The sequence below is a fragment of the Cytophagales bacterium genome, assembly GCA_019456305.1.
GTDB lineage: Bacteria > Bacteroidota > Bacteroidia > Cytophagales > VRUD01 > VRUD01.
Map to the genome: position 1 here is coordinate 1 of VRUD01000058.1, position 21,172 is coordinate 21,172.

13 protein-coding genes and 1 tRNA gene are annotated in these 21,172 nt (G+C 40.5%); 10 read left to right on the forward strand and 4 right to left on the reverse strand.

Annotation, left to right across the window (positions count from 1 at the left end):
* The 3 genes from FVQ77_12350 to FVQ77_12360 all read right to left on the reverse strand — a co-directional run.
* Positions 1 to 9,689 (reverse strand): hypothetical protein (locus tag FVQ77_12350; protein MBW8051105.1); only part of this gene is annotated, 9,689 nt, incomplete at its 3' end.
* A 161-nt stretch (positions 9,690 to 9,850) separates the two neighbouring features.
* Entirely contained in the window at positions 9,851 to 10,087 is a 237-nt protein-coding gene (locus FVQ77_12355) for a hypothetical protein (protein ID MBW8051106.1), read from the reverse strand.
* Between the two features lie 207 nt (positions 10,088 to 10,294).
* Positions 10,295 to 10,367: transfer RNA gene (locus tag FVQ77_12360), tRNA-Phe, on the reverse strand.
* Between the two features lie 146 nt (positions 10,368 to 10,513).
* Here FVQ77_12360 and FVQ77_12365 point away from each other — a divergent pair.
* The 10 genes from FVQ77_12365 (at position 10,514) to FVQ77_12410 (ending at position 20,093) form a co-directional block, all read left to right on the forward strand.
* A complete protein-coding gene (locus FVQ77_12365) occupies positions 10,514 to 11,881 on the forward strand; it encodes a (Fe-S)-binding protein (protein ID MBW8051107.1) in 1,368 nt (455 codons plus the stop codon).
* Positions 11,882 to 12,076: 195 nt separating this feature from the next.
* Positions 12,077 to 12,886: a (Fe-S)-binding protein gene (locus FVQ77_12370; GenBank protein ID MBW8051108.1), complete on the forward strand. Its 810-nt coding sequence runs from the start codon at positions 12,077 to 12,079 to the stop codon at positions 12,884 to 12,886.
* A gap of 134 nt (positions 12,887 to 13,020) precedes the next feature.
* Positions 13,021 to 13,284 (forward strand): hypothetical protein, encoded by a 264-nt coding sequence (locus FVQ77_12375; protein MBW8051109.1) that lies wholly within the window; start codon positions 13,021 to 13,023, stop codon positions 13,282 to 13,284.
* A gap of 15 nt (positions 13,285 to 13,299) precedes the next feature.
* A complete protein-coding gene (locus FVQ77_12380; GenBank protein MBW8051110.1) occupies positions 13,300 to 13,794 on the forward strand; it encodes an ABC transporter ATPase in 495 nt (164 codons plus the stop codon).
* Between the two features lie 512 nt (positions 13,795 to 14,306).
* Positions 14,307 to 14,996, forward strand: coding sequence for a hypothetical protein (locus FVQ77_12385; GenBank protein ID MBW8051111.1), 690 nt, complete (start codon positions 14,307 to 14,309; stop codon positions 14,994 to 14,996).
* A 249-nt stretch (positions 14,997 to 15,245) separates the two neighbouring features.
* Positions 15,246 to 17,180 carry an OmpA family protein gene (locus FVQ77_12390; GenBank protein ID MBW8051112.1) on the forward strand — a complete coding sequence of 645 codons (1,935 nt, stop codon included), beginning with the start codon at positions 15,246 to 15,248 and terminating at the stop codon, positions 17,178 to 17,180.
* A gap of 273 nt (positions 17,181 to 17,453) precedes the next feature.
* Positions 17,454 to 17,681 carry a hypothetical protein gene (locus tag FVQ77_12395; protein ID MBW8051113.1) on the forward strand — a complete coding sequence of 76 codons (228 nt, stop codon included), beginning with the start codon at positions 17,454 to 17,456 and terminating at the stop codon, positions 17,679 to 17,681.
* A gap of 110 nt (positions 17,682 to 17,791) precedes the next feature.
* The gene (locus tag FVQ77_12400; protein MBW8051114.1) at positions 17,792 to 18,382 is read left to right on the forward strand and encodes a hypothetical protein; all 591 of its coding nucleotides are present in this window, start codon (positions 17,792 to 17,794) and stop codon (positions 18,380 to 18,382) included.
* 65 nt (positions 18,383 to 18,447) lie between these two features.
* Positions 18,448 to 19,683, forward strand: a complete 1,236-nt coding sequence (locus FVQ77_12405) for a phosphoribosylformylglycinamidine cyclo-ligase (protein ID MBW8051115.1) — start codon at positions 18,448 to 18,450, stop codon at positions 19,681 to 19,683.
* A 14-nt stretch (positions 19,684 to 19,697) separates the two neighbouring features.
* Positions 19,698 to 20,093 (forward strand): hypothetical protein, encoded by a 396-nt coding sequence (locus FVQ77_12410; protein MBW8051116.1) that lies wholly within the window; start codon positions 19,698 to 19,700, stop codon positions 20,091 to 20,093.
* Positions 20,094 to 20,205: 112 nt separating this feature from the next.
* Here FVQ77_12410 and FVQ77_12415 read toward each other — a convergent pair whose 3' ends face one another.
* Positions 20,206 to 21,171, reverse strand: coding sequence for a MoxR family ATPase (locus tag FVQ77_12415; protein ID MBW8051117.1), 966 nt, complete (start codon positions 21,169 to 21,171; stop codon positions 20,206 to 20,208).
* Between the last annotated feature and the right edge of the window lies 1 nt (position 21,172).

Below are 21,172 nucleotides of genomic sequence, written 5' to 3' on the forward strand. Positions count from 1 at the left end.
ATAATTACAGTAGCTGAATCTATGCATCCATTGACATCGGTCACGGTTACCGTATAAGTACCTGCACATAGGTTAATCGCAGTGGGTCCTGTGCCACCACTTGGTGACCAGGAATAAGTATAGGGGGAGGTTCCTCCTGAAACAGTTGAAGCAGCGCTGCCATCGCAAGCACCGTTACAGGTTACATCCACTCCTGCAGCGCCAACAACCAAAACTGGTGGTTCTGTAATGGTAATGGTAGCTGTGGTAATGCATCCATTGTCATCGGTGATCGTATCCGTATAAGTACCTGCACACAGAGCAGTTAAGTCTTCTGTGGTTGCTCCATTGGACCACAAATGGGTAGTTGGTCCGGTGCCTCCGGTTACAGTCAGGTCTGTCGTTCCATCGCATACGCCAAAACAGCTTACATTAGTGCCAATTACGCTGGCACTAAGTAAAGGAGGTTCAGTAATGGTAACAGAAGCTGTTGCGGTACAAAGATTGACATCGGTTACGGTTACACTATAGGTGCCTGCACATAATCCAGCGAGGTCTTCGGTGGTTGCAAGATTGGACCATAAATTGGTATAAGGAGATGTACCTCCTGTTACGGTCAGGTCGGCTGCACCGTCACAGATTCCAAAGCAGCTTACATTTGTGCCAACTATGGAAGCTGTGGGTTCCGGGAATATGGTTATTGTTAAAGTAAAAGTGTCTGTACAGCCGGTGGCTATTTCGGTTACGATCTGCTGGACGGTAAATGCACCTGTAGATGCCCAGGTAATTCCGGTTGGGTCTTCTGTAGTGGATGTGGCTGGTGTGCCGCTTGGGAAGGTCCAATCGTAAGTAAAGTTCGGAGCGCCCATGGGAGTGGTTGAGCCTGTATTGGTGAAGTCAAAGCTATTTCCTGTTAAGCACTGGTCAATATCATTAACTGTAAAGCTTGCTGTAGGTCCGGCTCCTGAACCAATGGTAACAGAGGCAATGGTGGTACATCCATTTGCATCTGTAATGGTGTCGCTATAAGTGCCGGCACATAGCGTTATTAAGTCTTCTGTGGTTGCTCCATTAGACCATAGATGGGTATAAGGTCCTGTGCCTCCGGTTACGGTCAGGTCGGCTGATCCGTCACAGGTTCCAGGACAGAGCTCATCGATACCGGCTATTGTTGCACTTAACACAGGGGGTGCAGTAATGGTCACTGTAACGGTGTCGGTACAACCGTTGGCATCAGTAACAACCACATCGTATGTGCCTGCACACAGGCCAGAGGCTGTTTGAGTAGTTTGCAAACCGGGATCATTCCATGAATAGGTATAAGGCGAAATCCCTCCTGAAGGTGTTGCCGTTGCATCTCCATCACAAAGGCCAAAACAGGAACCATTATTTTGTGTTGTTGCAGTGGTCAATGCAGGGGGTTCACTGATAATTACAGTAGCTGAATCTATGCATCCATTGACATCGGTCACGGTTACCGTATAAGTACCTGCACATAGGTTAATCGCAGTGGGTCCTGTGCCACCACTTGGTGACCAGGAATAAGTATAGGGGGAGGTTCCTCCTGAAACAGTTGAAGCAGCGCTGCCATCGCAAGCACCGTTACAGGTTACATCCACTCCTGCAGCGCCAACAACCAAAACTGGTGGTTCTGTAATGGTAATGGTAGCTGTGGTAATGCATCCATTGTCATCGGTGATCGTATCCGTATAAGTACCTGCACACAGAGCAGTTAAGTCTTCTGTGGTTGCTCCATTGGACCACAAATGGGTATAAGACCCGGTGCCTCCGGTTACAGTCAGGTCTACCGTTCCATCGCATACGCCAAAACAGCTTACATTAGTTCCAATTACGCTGGAAGTAAGCAAAGGAGGTTCACTAATGATAACAGAATTAGATACGATACATCCATTATTATCTGTAACATCTACACTATAAGTTGCTGCACATAAACCAGCTATATCTTCTGTTGTTGCAAGAGTTGACCATAAAAATGTATATGGTGCTGTTCCTCCTGTTACGGATAAATTGGCCGCCCCATCACACAGACCATTACAACTTACATTTGTGCCAACTATACTGGTAGAGAGTACAGCAGGTTCTGAAATGGTAATAGCAGCAGTTGCAATGCACCCATTGACATCGGTAATGGTATCAGTATAAGTGCCTGCGCATATTCCTGTCAGATCTTCTGTTGTAGCCCCATTCGACCATAAATGGGTATAGGGGGCTGTACCGCCTGTTACTGTCAGGTCGGCAGCACCATCACAGGCACCAAAACAACTTACGTTTGTCCCAACAATGCTTGCTATGAGTATTGCTGGTTCTGTAATAGTGATGCTTGCTATTATAATACACCCATTGGCATCGGTGACAGTATCACTATATGTGCTTGCACATAAAGCTGATATGTCTTCAGTGGTAGCACCGTTTGACCAGGAATGAGTATAAGGTGCTGTTCCTCCTGTTACTGTTAGATTAGCAGCTCCATCACAGGCGCCATTACAGCTTACATTGGTTGCAAGGATGCTGGCTGAAAGTACTGCGGGTTCAGTGATGGTTAAGGTGGCTGTATCGGTGCAACTATTGAAATCTGACACTACTACATTGTATGTGCCTGCACACAAGCCAATGGCAGTTTGAGTAGTTTGCAATCCCGGATCATCCCACGCGTAGGTGTAGGGTGAAGTTCCTCCTGAAAGTGTTGCCGTTGCATCTCCATCACAGGCGCCAAAACAAGTTACATTATTTTGGGTGGTTGTAGTGGTCAATACAAGAGGTTCACTAATAATTACAGTAGCTGAATCTATGCATCCATTGACATCGGTCACGGTTACCGTATAAGTACCTGCACATAGGTTAATCGCAGTGGGGCCTGTGCCGCCACTTGGTGACCAGGAATAAGCATAGGGTGAGGTTCCTCCTGAAACTGTTGAAGCAGCGCTGCCATCGCAAAGCCCGTTACAGGTTACATCTGTTCCAGCAGCACCAACAACCAAAACAGGTGGTTCTGTAATAGTGATGCTGGCAGTGGTGGTACATCCATTGACATCGGTGATCGTATCGGTATAAGTTCCTGCACATAAACCGGTTATGTCTTCTGTTATATCTCCATTTGACCAGGAATGGGTATAAGGGGATGTGCCGCCAGCTACGGTCAGGTCTACTGCACCATCACAGATGCCAAAACAGCTTGCATCTATTCCAACTATGCCGGCTATAAGTGCAGGTGGTTCGGTGATGATAGCTGTGGCTGTGACAGTACATCCATTGGCATCGGTGACAGTTACATCATAAGTGCCTGCGCATAAGCTTGTTATATCTTCTGTGATTTCAAGGTTTGACCATAAAAAGGTGTAGGGTGGTATTCCGCCACTTGCGGTCAGGTTTGCTGACCCGTCACAGAAACCGTTGCAGCTTACATTTGTGCCAACTATGGAAGCAGTGGGTTCCGGAAAAATGGTAATAGTTAAAATAAAAGTATCTGTGCAGCCAGTGGCTACTTCGGTTACAATTTGTTGTACGGTAAAAGTACCTGTAGCTGCCCAGGTAACACCGGTTGGGTCTTCTGTAGTGGATGTTGCCGGGCTACCACTTGTAAAAGTCCAGGCATAATTAAACAATGGAGTTCCCATAACTGATCCGGTTGATCCTGTATTAGTAAAATTAAAGCTGTTACCTGTAAGGCATTGGTTGGCATCATTTACCGTGAAACCTGCTGTAGGAGCTGTGCCTGATGCAATCGTTACGCTTGCGGTTGTCGTGCAGCTATTACCGTCTGTTACCGTTACAGTGTAGCTGACGGCACATAGACCTGTTACATCTTCTGTTATGGGCCCATTTGACCAGGAGTAGGAATATGTACCTGCCCCTGTCCCTCCGGTTACTGTCAAATCTCCCGCACCGTCACATGCTCCTGCACATACTTCATCTGTACCTAAAATACTTGCTGATAATACTGGTGGTTGAGTAAGAGTAATTGAGCCAGTAGCGGTACAACTATTATTATCTGTTATAGTAACTGTAACAGCACCCGCACACAAACCTGTTGCGGTAGGTGTAGTTTGAAATCCAGGATCATCCCAGTCATAAGTATAAGGAGGTGTACCATCCGCAGGTGTTGCTGTTGCATCCCCGTCACATACACCATTACAAAGCAGATCAGTACCTGTTACAGAGACGGTTAATAAAAGAGGTTCACTAATAATGACAGAAGCAGTTTCAATGCATCCATTGGCATCGGTAACTGTTAAGATATATGTGCCTGCACAAAGACCGGCAGCAGAAGGGGTTGTTTGAACGGGGGTGCTGTTCCAGGAATAAGTATAAGGCCCTGTGCCGCCTGTTACGGTTGAGGTGGCACTGCCATCACATAAGCCGTTACAGGTTATGTCTGTGCCGGAAGCAGTAACTACAAGGGCTGGAGGCTCGGTGATGGTAACACTGGCAGTTGCGGTGCAGGTGTTGGCATCGGTGACGGTGACATCATAGATGTCGGGGCATAAGCTTGATATATCTTGCGTTGTTTCTCCGCCAGGAGACCAAAAATAGGTATATGGAGTGGTGCCGCTTGAAGGTGTCAGGTCTGCTATACCATCACAAGCCCCGTTGCACTGTACATCAGTGCCTGCAATAGATGCTGTTGGTTCGGGAAAAACTTCAACAGCCGTTGTAAAAGTATCAACACAAAGACCATCATCTACGATTTGAGTTACGGTATATATTCCGACAGCAGAATAAGTATTAGAAGGATTTGCTGCACCTGCATCGGTTCCGCTTACATCAATTGTACCATCTGTTTCAAAATCCCAGGAATAGGTTGGACAGTTCATTCCGCAACTGTTTGGAGCTATACCAGTATTGGTAAAGTCAAAGCTGTTGCCAGTCAGGCATTGACCCGAATCGTTAACATTAAAGCCGGCTAATATTGGCACATTTGAGCCAATGATCACAGTATCAGCAGCAATACAACTGTTCACGTCAGTTACTGTTACGTTATAGGTACCGGCACATAGAGCTGTTAAGTCTTGGGTTGTTTCTCCATTTGACCATAAATAAGTATAAGGAGCTGTACCCCCGGTAACCGTCAAATCTGCTACCCCGTCACAGGCACCAGGACAACTTTCGTTAGTACCAACTATGCTGGTTACAGGTTCTGAAAAGACAGTAATATTGAGCGTAGCTGTATCTGAACATACACCAATAGAGACAACTTGAGTAACCGTGAAAACACCGGAAGAAGTATAAGTATAGGCAGGATTTTCCAGGATAGATGTACCGACAAAATCTCCAAAATCCCATGAATATGTGACGCCACTTGTACCTGTATTTGTAAATAGATAACTGTTTCCGGTTAAGCATTGATTTCCATTATAAGTAAAGCCAGCAACTGGATTAACCCCTGCTGCAATAGTAACAGCAGCGGTAGCCGTACACCCGTTTGAATCAGTAACTGTCACACTGTAAGTAGCCGGACATAAACCGGTTAAATCTTGAGTAGTAGCTCCGTTTGACCAGGAATATAAATAAGGTGGCGTGCCCCCTGACACTGTCAGATCTGCTGCACCGTCACACGCACCTACACAACTTTCATCGGTACCCAGTATTACAGCGGAGGGTTCACAAAATACAGTTATTATTGTTGTAGCAGTATCCGGACAAATCCCGTCATCTACAACAAGCGTGACCGTATAAACTCCACATGCAGCGTATATGATGCCTGTGGGGTTTGCCGCGCTGGTATTGGTACCACTTACATCTACACTGCCATCTGTTTCGAAATCCCAGGAATAGGTTGGACAATTCATTCCGCAGCTATTTGGAAGATCGCCTGTGTTTGTAAAATCAAAGCTGTTTCCTGTTAAACACTGGTCTCCATTATATGTGAAGCTTGCAGTTATGCCTGGTATGATTGAAATCGTTATGCTTGCAGTAGCAGCACATCCATTGGCATCGGTAACTGTCACTGAATATGTTCCTGCACATAAACCTGTCAGGTCTTCACTGGTCTCTCCGTTTGACCAAAAATAAGTATAAGGAAATGTACCACCTGTAACTGTAAGGTCTGCAGCTCCATTGCAAGCTCCTGCACAACTTTCACCTGTTCCTAAAATACTGAGCGCTAATGCCGGTGGATCTGTAACTGTATAAGAAATAATAGTATCACACCCAAGTGATTCTGTCACAGTCACAGTATATATTCCTGCGATCAAACCGGTGATGTCTTGCGTTGTAGCTCCGTTAGACCAGTCATAAGTATAGGGAGTAGTTCCACCGGTAACGGTCAGGTCAATAGCGCCATTCGCTCCTCCAAAACAGCTCACGTTTGTTATTACAGCAGAAGGTGAAGGAGGGGTACAACCACAATTAATGTAGGTAATTGTTGCCGTATCGGTAATAGTACACACTCCGCCTGTAACTGTGACTATGTAAGATGTCGTTGCAGATACTGTTGCAGTTGGATCAGCTATATTAGGATTACTCAGACCTGTTGTAGGTGTCCAGGAATAGGTAAATGCTCCGGGAGGATTATCACACGTGGTAAAGCGTGTGTTTGGACGATTAGAACTGGTGGTGACCGTTGTAGCGGGACAAGCATCACTTGCATCACTTCTGTAGTATATAGCAGAAGTAAAGCCTGTGGCAGTATAAAAGGTTGAAGCATTTTGTGTAAAGGCATCCGGTCGATTATCAAAGCATAATTCCACAATTATATTTGAAGTGCCATCCCAGTCAAAACTAAAATCAAATGCATGAATGTTCCAGCCGGTACCAATACCGATATCTTTTGAAGTAAAAACAGTTGAAAGTCCTGATTGCCATGTTGTTAAAGAGGTGATGCTCGTGCAACCCATTTTTATTTGAAAATTCCTATAATCAGTCACACTCGTATTCAATGCTGATATATTGAATCCTAAAGCAGTTATCGTACCGCAATTCACTCCTTCAGCAGTCAGTTCTGAAGCCAGATATAGGAATTGATGCTTGGCATTTTTATAAAAGTTTCCATAAGGAGCAGGGTATGTACTAGTGGAATTTGTAGTTGTCCCTGTTCCAATAGTTTTATCGCTGGATGGATTAGAACAGCTAGTGCCATTGGCACCACAGGTATTACATCCAACAGGTGCCGGACCAGTTACACTGGCATTCATCTGTATAGTTTGAGTTCCTGCCGAAGTACAAATAGAAGTATCAGGTGTAGCGATAACCTGGTTAGTAGTGTCTATTTGAACAGTAACAAATGCAGAACCTGAGCAATCCGTATTATTGACATCTGTGACTAAAGCTGTATAGGTTGTTGTTGCATTAACAGTTGCAATAGGGTTGGCAATTGTCGGATCTGAAAGCCCTGCAGCAGGTGTCCAACTGTATGTAAAAGGGCCACCGGGAGGAGGAAGTTCAAATCTTACAGCTTCATTAACAGCCGTCCAAACAGTTTGATTTTTTCCTGGTGCAGGAAAACCAAGTGTCCCATCGACATTTTCAATGCCGGATGTCATTGTGCCTCCATCATTTTGAACATCTGTATAATGTATTTCAATAGTATTTGTTCCTTCATATAATATAAGTTGAACAGAAGCAGTAGGAGTCGTCCCACTGCAACAATGATTAATATTGGTAAACCTAACTACCAATTGACGATTTGGTGCCGCACCTATTGTTTTATATTGAATTGCCCCCCCCCCTGGTGGATAGAGATCATCCCATGCCAAAGCAATCATGTTATTTACCACTGTAGTAGTAGGGATTGGGTCTTCAGATAGGTCTGAATTGGTTGTAGATGTAAAAGTCACCCAACCGTTTGAAGATATCCAAAACTGAGTGTAGGTATTACAAAAATATTCAAAGGTGAATCCAATCGAAAGAGCACCACTCACCTGGTCATCTGTTAAGGTAACACTGGTCCATCCACCTCCTCCAATAGGTGAAAAGGCTATAGAGCTAACCGAATAATCACTGCAACCACCAGAGGGTATAGTAGCATCTAATTGGGTGGTATCCCCGGGACATACAACACTTCTATTACTTGTAGCACTAACTAAAGGGGCAACTCCACTAATTGTTACTGTAAGGATATCAGATTGGGTACATCCTGCAGCCGATGTTATTGTAACAGTATAAGTGGTAGTAGCTGTAGGTGCTGCTATGGGATTAGCAATGTTTGGATCAGAAAGACCAGTGGTGGGAGTCCAGGAATAGGTATATGGCCCGCAACAAATATCAGTGGTTGCATTTAACTGTGTAGAACCATTGAGGCAAATAGTATCATCCGGGCCGGCATCCATAGCAAAATCGGGTACAACAAATACCGTAACCTGATCTGTATTATTACAAGTAGCAGGCAGATCACTTGTAACTGTATAAGTAGTAGTAACGGAAGGAGAAGCAAGGGGGTCAGGACAAGTCGTACAGCTTAAACCTGTTGAAGGACTCCATGTAAAAGTACTTCCACCTGTTGCATTCAATTGTACCGGCCCGCCTGCCGGACAATAGTTCTGATCTGGTCCGGCACTGGTTCCCTCTAATACAATGATGGTAACATTCAAAAATTGTGTACCCAATATCGGGCAGCCATCATCCTGGATATTGATAGCAAGGAAATGTGTACCAACATCACCAACACCAGGAGCCCAGTCAAAAGTGCCGGTTACATTAGGACATACGCAAGAAGTAGTGAATGTAGCTGTCGGGAAAGCACCGGCAACATTGGAATTCATTGTAATATTATCTCCATTTGGGTCGGTAGCAGTTACATCAAATATTACAACATCTCCGGGGCAAACTTCTACTACTGTGGGAGCTGTAAGCACACCTCCTGTTAGATTTGTTACAGGGGGTGTTGAAAATACCGGTTGAATATTTGTACAGTTTTGTGCTATTACCTGAAGTTCTCGCACAGATGTGCCAATTAGAATCCCATTACGATATTCTTCAACCAGGATCTTTACAATTCCAAATTGTGCTGAATCGGGTGTAAAGCAAAACTCACCTGTTGTTGGATCAAAAGTCCATGGAACGAGAGAAGAAAGAGGTTCGTTAACAGTAAAGCCGGCAACATAAGGAATAGGAGTACCCGGAGCTGGGCCATCCAATGGTTGAACCAACGAAAAAACCAATGAGTCATTCTCAGAATCAAAGGTACCTAATGAATAGCAAAAAGGCTGCCCGGCACAGATATAGGGTGTAGGTATAGACAAAAATTGAGGGGAATTGTTACAAACGGTTGTGTTAACCAATCCATCAATAAATAAATCCTGGGAAGCTGGCGATGTCAAATTAGATATTTGTGAGTTACGGCAGCATGTTGACCAGGTATAGGTCCAGTCATCACATGCGGTGGGAAAAGTTACAGTGCCAGTATAGGTCCATATTTCTGTACCAGGCAATGTACCACCAACATTACAGTTTGTGTTAGGTAAATCAGCTGGACAGACCTGGGAAACTTCTGTACCTCCTACATTGACCAAAGTTAATGTTTGCGAAAAAGCAGTACCACATCCGGAAGGAGAACTAAAATTGAGTGTTTGACTCGTAGAAGGAGTAATTCCGTCACAGTCTCTGTAAAAATCCAACGTAAAAGTGTATGTATTCGGTCCGGTACATTCATAATAAATGTCAACACCCATTGCGTGGGAGGCAAAGAGTTTATGTGCTGTGGAAAATAGAAAAACAAAGAATATTAAAACTTTGAAGGTAAAAGTTAAACGCATATAAGTTTTTGGGCATCTCTAAAAACTACATATTTTTTAAAACACACCCCTTGCTCCTCTTGATAGAGGGGAATGTATGGTGTAGTTTTTAGAGATGCCCTTTTTATAAATCAAACCTAAAAATCTAAATTAATAAAACGGATAGATTTCCAATCTTTCTTTTATTTCTTACTATATTTACTCAGGAAAGTGATCCCCTGTTGCTTCATCACCCACTCAACAACGTCTTTTTCACTTTCCAGGTTTTTAAAATCAGTCTTATGCCTGTCTCCTTTCTCGTCAACATACTGCTGACCCAACTCTTTTGATAAAAAGATATATCCAAGCTTCCCCTCCTTATCTCTTACAAATATTGTATAGGCATTAGTGGGGGCATCTTTTAATTTATTTTTTCCCATTATAAAAAGCTATGATACTGCAATTTTTTTAAAAAAATATCGTAATAAACAACAAAAAAGGCTAAAAATTACTTTAGGGCATCTCTAAAAACTACATATTTTTTAAAACACACCCCTTGCCCCTCTTGATAGAGGGGAATGTATGGTGTAGTTTTTAGAGATGCCCTTTATGAATAAGAAAAAATTCAGAGGGTGAAAAATGAAAGGTGGTGCGGGGCAGAATCGAACTGCCGACACCAGGATTTTCAGTCCTGTGCTCTACCAACTGAGCTACCGCACCATATATATTTGGTGATTTGGTGACCCGCCTGCCTTGTATTGGCTTTGTGAATGGCGGGCAGGTTTATTAATTTGCAAATATAATGCTTTTTAATTTCAGATTAAATTTATTTTTATGAATTTTACACCGAAAAAAAAATAACACGAATGACCAGGCAGATCATATTTATCATATTTACATTAGTGGCATTGGGGTGCTTTGGATATACCATTTCCAGGATCATAAGACTGCTCAAGCTAACTCAAAAAGCTTACCCTCTTGATCAGATCCCTAAACGGATCATGCTCACTTTGTCGGTTGCTTTTGGACAAACAAAGATATTCAGAAAGCCACTGGTAGGTTTTGCGCATGCTTTGGTTTTTTGGGGATTCCTGGTGATAACAATTGGTACCGCAGAGATAATGCTTGATGGCTGTATCAATAAGATCAGGATACTTTCTTTCCTGGGCCCTGTGTATGATCTGATCACGGCATCAGGTGATATTTTTGCTGTGCTCGTCTTACTATGCTGTTTGATCTTTTTGTTCAGACGCTTTTTCCTGACGATCAAACGCTTTAGCGGGATTGAGCTAAAAGTTAAGTCTAAAATTGATGCAACCATTGCGCTGACGCTGATAATGATACTAATGTTATCGTTGTTAGGCCTCAACATGGGTTATGTTGGTAGTAACCCTGAAAACTATCATGGAGCATTTCCGGTGAGCAAATTATTGGTGCCGTATATCTCACATTTATCTGCGTCTTCAATGCATAATTTTGAACAGGCTAACTGGTGGATGCACATTATAATAGTGATGCTTTTTCTCAATATTTTGCCCTATTCCAAGCATTTTCACGTGATCTTGTCTATACCTAACGTATTCCTGAGCCGTCTGGATTCTCTTACAAAAATGTCTGATATGCCGGCAGTGACCAAAGAAGTAAAATTGATGCTTAATCCTGATACTGCCTCCCCCCCCGAGGGTGGGGAGGAAGAACTCTCCAAAGGAGAGACAGTTCCCACACCGCAAGAGGTCGAAAGTGTTGCTGAACCTGGAAGATTTGGTGTTAAGGATGTAGAAGATGTTAGCTGGAAGAACTATGTAGATGCGTTATCCTGTACAGAATGTGGGCGATGCACGGCTGTTTGTCCTGCCAATATTACGGGCAAAAAGTTGTCTCCGCGAAAACTCTTTGTGGACCTCAGAAAAAGAATGAATGAAAAAGGCCCCCGATTGGTAAAAGAGGGCATGGATTTTTCAGATAATAAGTCGCTATTGGGAGATTATATTACGGCTGAAGAGCTTTGGGCTTGCACTACCTGCAATGCCTGTGCGCAGGAATGTCCGGTTAATATTGACCAGCCATCGCTTATCCTGGATATGAGACGCTACCTGGTGATGGAAGAATCTGCTGCTCCGTCACAACTTAATACAATGTTTTCAAACATTGAAAATAACGGAGCGCCCTGGGCGTTTGCTCAAAGTGAAAGGATGAATTGGGCGGAGGAAATCTATATTAGCATAGGTGATTAGTCAATTGGATTGCTTTCTTTTCTTATCTCCTATACGAACTAAAACAACTAATGCAATTGCTATTATTGCCATAATAGCCACTGTTATTGTTACAATTTCCATAATAAACTTATTCTTTTGCAAGAAATAAAAATAAATTTTTAAAATCAAAAATAATACTTGTTTTTTTTATAATAATTATTTAAACTAAATATTATGACTGATAACCACCCAAAACAAATCAAAGTTCCCATCATGGCAGAGATGGCTGCCAAAGGCGAAGAACCTGAAATTTTATTTTGGGTGGGTTGTGCCGGAGCTTTTGACGACAGGTATAAAAAAGTAACCCGGGCTTTAGTGAAGATCCTTGAAAAAGTGGGGATAAAATATGCTGTTCTGGGGATTGAGGAAAGCTGTACGGGTGATCCCGCAAGGAGGGCAGGTAACGAGTTCCTTTTTCAAATGCAGGCTCATAGTAATATAGAAATTTTAAACCGTTATAAGATCAAAAAGATCGTAACAGCCTGTCCTCATTGTTTCAATACTTTAAAAAATGAATACCCGGAATTTGGTGGCAATTACGAAGTGATACACCATACTACTTTCCTGCAACAGCTTATTGACGAAGGGAAAATTAAAATGAAGGGAGAGGGGTCATTTAAAGGCGAAACGATCACCTACCACGACTCATGCTATCTTGGCAGAGGTAACAATATCTACGAAGCGCCCAGAGAGGTCCTTGAATCGCTTGATGCTGACCTGGTTGAGATGAAACGTTCCAGGAGCAAGGGACTATGCTGCGGTGCAGGTGGAGCCCAAATGTTTAAAGATTCCGAACCGGGTGATAAAGAAGTGCTTGCTGAAAGAACAGAGGAAGCCTTGCAAACAGGGGCCAAAGTAATTGCCACGGCATGTCCGTTTTGTATGACTATGATGAGTGATGGCGTGAAGCAAAAGGATAAAGAGGAAGAGGTGAAGGTGTTGGATATTGTGGAACTTATTGCGAAAGAGGAAGGTTTAGATTAAATAGTGTCTGTCTATAAAGTCAGCATTCCAAAAATAAAAAGACACGAATTACACGAATTCACACGAAAAAATTAGTGTAATTCGTGTCAAAAAAAGACATTATAGACAGACACTAAATAGGGCCAGATTTGAAAATGAATGAATACAGTAATATCGTAACAGCAATTGATTCTGAATTTGTGAAATTCTTAATAGAAAATGAGGAATTTGCCGATAAAATTCCTAAAGGCGCAGCAATCATATTTCAGATTGAAGGTGAAAAAGGCTTTAATACCTGGCACAGGAAAATAACATTAAAGAATATTGAAAAAGATAGGCCACTTATTTTTGTAAATGTAATAAAATGGAGACGAAGATCTGCCATTGAAAATCTAACTATATCTGAAGTATTACCTTGATTTATTCTTTAAATTATGTCAGTATATTTTAAAAACATGCCCCCTCATTCAAGAGTATGGATATATCAATCCGGTGTTACCTTTACGAATGATGAAGCGAGAGATATTAAATCTAAACTTATGGATTTTATTAATAATTGGGAAAGTCACGGTGCAAAGCTAATGGCGGCAGGTGAGGTTTATTATAACCGTTTCATGGTAATTGCAGTGGATGAAAAAAAACAGCCTGCCAGCGGATGCTCCATTGACAAATCTGTTGATTTTACCAGGCGAATCGAAAAAGAATTTAATTTAGTCCTTTTTAACAGAGAGCTGGTGGCTTACCGGGAAAATGGTGAGATCAAAACGGAAGATTTGTCTTCTATAAAAGATAAGATAAAAAACAGCTTATTCCCTTCTAATACTATCATATTCAACAATTTGGTCAATAATGTGGGTGAACTAAAATCTTGTTGGGAGATAACCGCAGGGGAGAGTTGGCTTGGGAAATTCTATAAGAAACACTTTTAAATTGGAAATTACAAAAAATGAATTTATCTTTGCAATGTGGAATATGTAACAGAAGCATTGAAACAGCCCAGGTTCAGGTGGTTGCCACGTCATTTGAACCATATTGCTGAAAATATTGTATTTAAAAAACGTAATATACCTATATAATAATATTATTGTATTAACAGCTTATAGTGAATCTGATGAATACCAATAAATTAAAATTTAAAACCATTGAAGAACAAGACGAGTATATTCAAAACTTGTCTTTGGATGAGTTAAAAAAATTCAATGAAAATAGTAGGTTTATATTCAAAAATGATGGCAGATATCCTAAAGTAAAAAGTAAAAAGTAAAAAGTAAAAAGTAAAAAGTAAAAAGTAAAAAGTAAAAAGTAAATCTACGTTATTATGAGAAAATTCATAGCAAGGATAAGGGAAAATGGCTAAGTAAATTTGGAAATAATCCAGCATCTAAATTAGAAACAGCAGAACGAAATCCAAAAAGACCTGTTAGGAAAAAAGTCGATTAGTATGAGAAGTAAGAGATTTTTATTAGTTGTATTTATTTCAGTTTTAATAGTGACTGTGGAAAGTTGTAATAGTCATCAGGGTGATACTCAAACATATTATGATTTGTATAATGAATTGAATAATAATACTCCTAAATCTTCATGTACTGCTCATTTTATTAAGGATCAGTGTGTTCGATTAGTTCTTATTTTAGATTCAGATGAACGTCAACATAATTTACCTAATTCCATTATTAATATAATTTCATTATTTGATGATCTTGATGAAATTAATATTTATGGTCATCTTTCAAAGAATCCAAATTTTAAAAACAAAATTTCTACATTAACAATAGAAACGGGAGTAGACACTTTGGTTATTAGTGATTCGATTGAGTATTCAAATAGTATAAAAAATTTATACATAATTAATCATGGAGTTAGTTTATATATCCTTTCCTTAGAAAGCTCTTCTATTAAAAATATTGGCATAGGTAATGCGGGCATAAAAGATTTTAGTCATTTTATAAGTGTTTTGCCACATTTAAAATTTCTTAACCTTATGAATAATGATATCAGAGAAGTTCCTGATATGGGAAAAGTTATGGATGGCTTAATAATTGATTTAACTAATAATAAGGTCGACACTCAAAAAGTTAAAATGAAAAATCCTGAAATTCATTTTATATTTAATTCTACTTTGTTAGATTAAAAAGCAGCGATAACAGGTTTGGATAAACAGGTTATCACAAAACTGGAAAAGCAAAAGGAAAAAGCAACGCTGCAAGACATTATGATCTATTGTAGAAAATTGGGAATTTCCTTTAGGGATTTTCTTCCGGAATTATATGGGTGATAAACAACAATCATTTTTTATTTTCGTTTGTAATAAGCAACAATGTTTAATAATATGATTTTATTTTAAAGTTATGTATATCAAAACGATCACCCCTTTTATTTTATGCAAAGATTAATTATTATAAATTTCTCTCTTCTCCTTTTAACAACTTTTGCCTGCAACACTGCAAAAAAGTCGTATAAAACTGCTATGAAAAAATTCAGCCATGGTGAATATGAATTTGCCATTCCCAAATTTCAGAATGCGCTGAATAAAGGATATTCTGCTGCAAAAACAAATTTCATGATCGCTGAAAGCTACCGGCTATCCAACCGGATCTATGAAGCTGAGCCTTTTTATAAAAATGCTATTGATGCCAACATAAGAAATGAATCGTCCTATTTTTACTATGGATATGCGCTTAAATCACAGGAAAAATATCAAGAAGCTTCTGCCAGGTTTAAAGAATACCTGGAAGTTGGAACTAACTTTGATTTTATCAGCAGGGCAAAAAAAGAAATCAAAAATCTAAAGGAGATCAACCGCATTGTAAGCAAAAAAACTTATTCTGAAGCCACCAACCTTGCTCCCCTTAACACGGATGCTCCCGAATATTCTCCTTATATCCTTGATGACAATATTGTCTTTACTTCCAGCAGGGGAGTACAAAAGTTCTACGCTGCTACCGGTACCGGCTTTACCGATCTTTATCAATTTGAGTTTAATTATAAAGACAAAGGTTCAGGTACTACAACGCCTTTCAATGAGACGATCAATCTTTTTGATACCCACGAAGGTTCAGCTACTTTCTCAAGAGATGGTAATACAATGATCTTTGCCAGAAGTAATGACGGTAAGAAAAAAGGAAGAAGAGAAGTAGATATGTATATTACCAGGTTTATCAACGGAGCATGGACAGAACCTGAATTACTTGAGATCTGTAAGAAAAATGCCTGGGATTCTTCACCGTCCTTTTCACCCAACGGGAAAAAACTGTATTTCGCCTCAAACAGGGAAGGAGGGTTCGGAGGTACTGACATTTACAGGGCTACGCTTGACAGAAATGGAAACTGGAAGAATGTCAGGAACCTGGGTTCAAAGATCAATACGGCTGCTAATGAGATGTTTCCATATATTGATAAGAATGGGACACTCTATATTTCATCTGACGGGCACCCGAGCCTGGGAGGATTAGATATTTTCAAAGTCAGTAAAGATGGGAAAAAAACACGTGTGATCAATTTAGGCCTGCCTTTCAATTCAAGCTATGATGATTTTGCTATCGTTTACGATACAGATACTACGGGCTATTTTTCTTCGAACAGACCTGGTGGAAAGGGCGATGATGATATTTATGATTTTATGGAAAGAAAACCTACGTTGAAGGACATTGATTTCAACCTGATAGGTATTGTTGTAGAAGAATCTGAGCACGGCCCTTCTCTCAAAGATGTAAAAGTTACGCTTCTTGACGGGCTTGAAAATGTAATGAAAGAAGTGATAACGGATGAAAAAGGTAAATTTGGCCCCATAAAGGTAGATGTTGAAAAAACTTTCATGTTAATTGCTGAAAAAGAAGACTATTTTACAACACGGCAACCATTTTCAACCATTGGTAAAACACCATCTATAAACCCGGCAAAAGCCAGCGTTTTGGAAGATATTACTTTTTATGTAAAAATACCTATTGATAAGATCGTTATTGACAGAACGATCGTGCTGGAGAATATCTATTATGATTTTAATAAAGCGGATATCAGGCCTGAAGCTGCAGAAGACCTTGATGAATTGGTGGACTTGCTTACTGATAACCCTGATATAAACATTGAGCTAAGCTCTCATACTGATAGCAGGGGAGAAGATGAGTACAATATTGATCTTTCACAAAAAAGAGCAGACGCAGCCATTGCTTACTTGATAGAGCTCGGCATAAACCCATCCAGGCTTATAGCAAAAGGATACGGAGAAACAAAACCCATAATCGAAAACGCTGTAAAAGAAAAAGATCATCAAAAAAACAGGAGGACTGAGTTTAAGGTGGTGGAAATTGAGGAATAGGAGGCTTTGCAAAACCCATGAAAATCAGTAATCAGTAATCGGTAATCAGTAATCAGTAATCAGTAATCAGTAATCAGTAATCAGTAATCAGTAATCAGTAATCGGTTATCGGTAATCAGTAATCAGTAATCAGTAATCAGTAATCGGTTATCGGTAATCAGTAATCAGATAACCGATTACCGATAACCGATTACCGATAACCGATTTTAGTGGGGTTTAATGATTTAGAGATTTTGCGGCAAAATTTTTTTTGTTTAAAATGACATAAACATTATGGAAGCTCAAAAATTTATTAGTAAAGTTTTACCTGATGGTCATCTTTCTATACTGAAAGAAATATCTAAAAAGGTAGGGAAAATTTATGAAGTAATTTTGGTGCCTTATGAAGAAACTGATATTTTTTCTTATTCAAAAAAAATAGCTAAGGAGAGGAAAATACCTAAACTTTCGGAAAAAGAATTAGAAAGAATTATACATGAAATAAGGGGTGTCAAATGTTAAAAGTAGTTTTTGATACCAATGTAACAATATCTGCTTTCTTAAAGCTAAAGATTTTTTAATTAAAGAGAAATTTCTTAATCATGAAACATAAACCATAAATCATAAACGTTATGATAAAACTAATTATAGCTACCTTCGTTGGTGCCTTTATATTGTTCCTCTGGAGTGCAATCTCGTGGATGGCGCTGCCTATCCATCATCAATCTTTTTGGTATACTCCTGCTCAGGATACCATTTTAAATGTTATAAAAAAAAGTATTGATGAGTCAGGGGCCTATATGTTACCCGCTGCAGATAACAGGGATGTTAAAATGTGGGATCCTGAGTACGAAAAAGAAAACCAGAGGGTAATGGAGGAAAACCAAGGCAAACCATTTGCGATGGTCTTTTATGTGAAAGAAGGTATGCAAATGGACGCAAGGCAATTTATTACAGGCTATGTGTTTAATTTCATTTCTGTGTTGATTGCTGTGATCATTTTGCTTGCAGCCGGTGATAAGCTTAAATCGTTTTATATGCGTTGGTGGATCGTAATGCTGTTGGCTGTGATCATTTCCATTGAAGGCTATCTGGTAAACTGGAACTGGATGGGCTATCCCTGGCATTATATCAAAGGATCTATTGTAGATAATTTGATCGCGTGGGGACTATGCGGGATATGGTTGGCGTGGTATCTGCGTGTAAAACAGGATGATAGTTAGATAAGGGATGATCTGTATCAACTTATTTTATCCAACTAAATAAGGCAGATAAAACATAGCTCAACATCTTGAAAGATAAATATACCCAACGAGGCGTTTCAGCATCCAAAGAAGACGTTCATGGTGCAATCAAACATATCAATAAAGGCATATTCCCCAATGCGTTTTGTAAAATAGTCCCCGATATCTTAGGTGGTGACCCTGATTACTGCAATATCATGCACGCAGATGGGGCCGGCACCAAATCCTCCTTAGCTTATATTTACTGGAAAGAAACAGGTGACCTGTCGGTTTGGAAAGGCGTAGCACAGGATGCTATTGTAATGAACATAGATGACCTGTTGTGCGTGGGTGCGGTTGACAATATTCTGATCTCCTCTACGATCGGAAGAAACAAGCGGCTAATACCGGGAGAAGTTCTTTCAGCCATCATAAATGGCACCGAAGAATTTTTAGAAATGCTGAGGGAGGAAGGCATTAATATCCATAGTACCGGGGGTGAAACAGCAGACATAGGTGATCTTGTGCGTACTATTGTCGTTGACAGTACAGCGACTGCCAGGATGCGAAGAACTGATGTTATTACTACCGATAAAATAGTCCCCGGAGATGTGATCGTTGGTTTGTCCTCTTCCGGCAAAGCAAGCTATGAAACCCGGTATAACGGTGGCATTGGCAGCAATGGACTCACTTCAGCCCGTCACGATGTGTTTTCAAAATATTTATGTGTGAAATATCCCGAAAGCTTTGACCCTGATTTGTCTGAGGGCCTGGTTTATATTGGACAATACAAACTCACTGACTTGTCCCCCCTCTCCACGTCAGTGGAGAGGGGGTTAGGGGGTGAGGTATCTGTTGGCGAATTAGTGCTTTCACCTACCCGCACTTATGCTCCCATTATGAAAGAGCTTTTCAAACATTTCAGTAAACAAATTCCTCATCCACCCTCCATAACCCATATTCCATCACCCATTATACATGGCATCATTCATTGCACTGGCGGGGGGCAAACAAAAGTATTAAACTTTGTGAATGACCTTCATATCATTAAAGATAACCTTTTCCCTGTCCCGCCATTATTCAAACTAATTCAGGCAGAGAGCGATACAGATGCAGTAGAAATGTATAAAGTCTTCAACATGGGACACAGGTTTGAGATATATCTTGAAGAAAAATATGCTGAAGACATTATACAAATTTCAAAATCGTTTGATGTAGAGGCACAGATTATTGGTAGGGTTGAAAGAAACAATAAAAAGAAGTTGACAATTCTTTCAGATTATGGGGAGTTAATATATTAACTCTATTAAAGTTAGTGAAAAGGTATATATTATCAGGCTTAATAGGATTTGGTATTTGCATTTGTTGCTTATTGCCTCCTATTTTACACTTTATTACCGGGCCTTTAGGTCCATTCATTGGTGGACTTGTAGCCGGTACCCGTATACATGCTAACAAAAAAGGAGCTATAGTTATTGGATTAATAATTGGCTTGAACTTAACTTTATTATTTATTTTAATTTTTAATATAATCTCCGGAACAGGACTATCTCTGCCTTTTAATTTAGGAAGAGACGCCCAATTTGGGCGTCTCTTCTCTCATGAATCTATTGATGTAAGCTATCTTTCAAAAATTGCTGCAGGCGTATTTTTATATGGATCGTTGTGGGGTATATTAGGAGCGTATTTAGGAGGCAGGATCGGGAAATGAACAATGAGACTTACAATTCTTATCATCATTATTTAACCACTAATTACACACTTGCGTCCCGCATATTGCGGGACGCAAGTGTGTAATTAGTGGTTTCTTTTTTTCTTTACAACTACAGCAACCTCTTAATGATCTCGTCCACCGTAATGCCTTCTGCTTCTGCTTTAAAATTGCGTATTATCCGGTGTCTTAGCACTTCGAAGGCGATTGCCTGAACGTCTTCAATATCGGGCGAGTATTTGCTATTGATCAAGGCATTGCATTTGGCTCCCAGTATCAAATATTGTGAAGCCCTGGGGCCGGCTCCCCATTCAAGGTGATCTTTAGCTTCCTGTGAAGCTAAGGATGTACCGGGCCTGGTTTTTTGCACTAATGTTACTGCATATTCCAATACATTATCTGCAACCGGCACTTTTCTTACCAACTCCTGGAATTTGATAATTTCTTTTGCTGAAAGAATTTTATTTACTTTTTTGGGAGCTGATGAAGTAGTGGTCCGTACAATATCAATTTCCGATTCGTAGCTTGGGTAATCCATCCAGATGTTAAACATAAACCTGTCTAATTGTGCCTCGGGTAGGGGATAGGTGCCTTCATGTTCTATAGGGTTTTGAGTTGCAAGTACGAAGAAAGGCATTTGCAGTTCATATTTTTTCCCCAGAATGGTTACCTGGTACTCCTGCATTGATTCGAGTAAAGCGGCTTGTGTTTTGGGAGGCGTGCGGTTAATTTCATCAGCAAGGATGATGTTGGCGAATACCGGCCCCTTGATAAACCTGAAATTTCTATTTGCATCCAACGTTTCCGAACCAAGAATATCGGAAGGCATAAGATCGGGGGTAAACTGTATTCTGCTAAATTCCAGATCTAAGGCAGCGGCAGTAGTCTGGATAAGCAATGTTTTGGCAAGTCCTGGCACTCCCACCAACAAGCAATGGCCTTGGCATAAAATGGCAGTAAGTACAAGCCTGATAACGTTATCCTGGCCGATGATCACTTTTGAGATCTCGGTTTTGAGGCTCCCATAAGCTTCGTGTAATGCATCAGCAGCTTTTACGTCAGATTTTGTTTTGTTCATA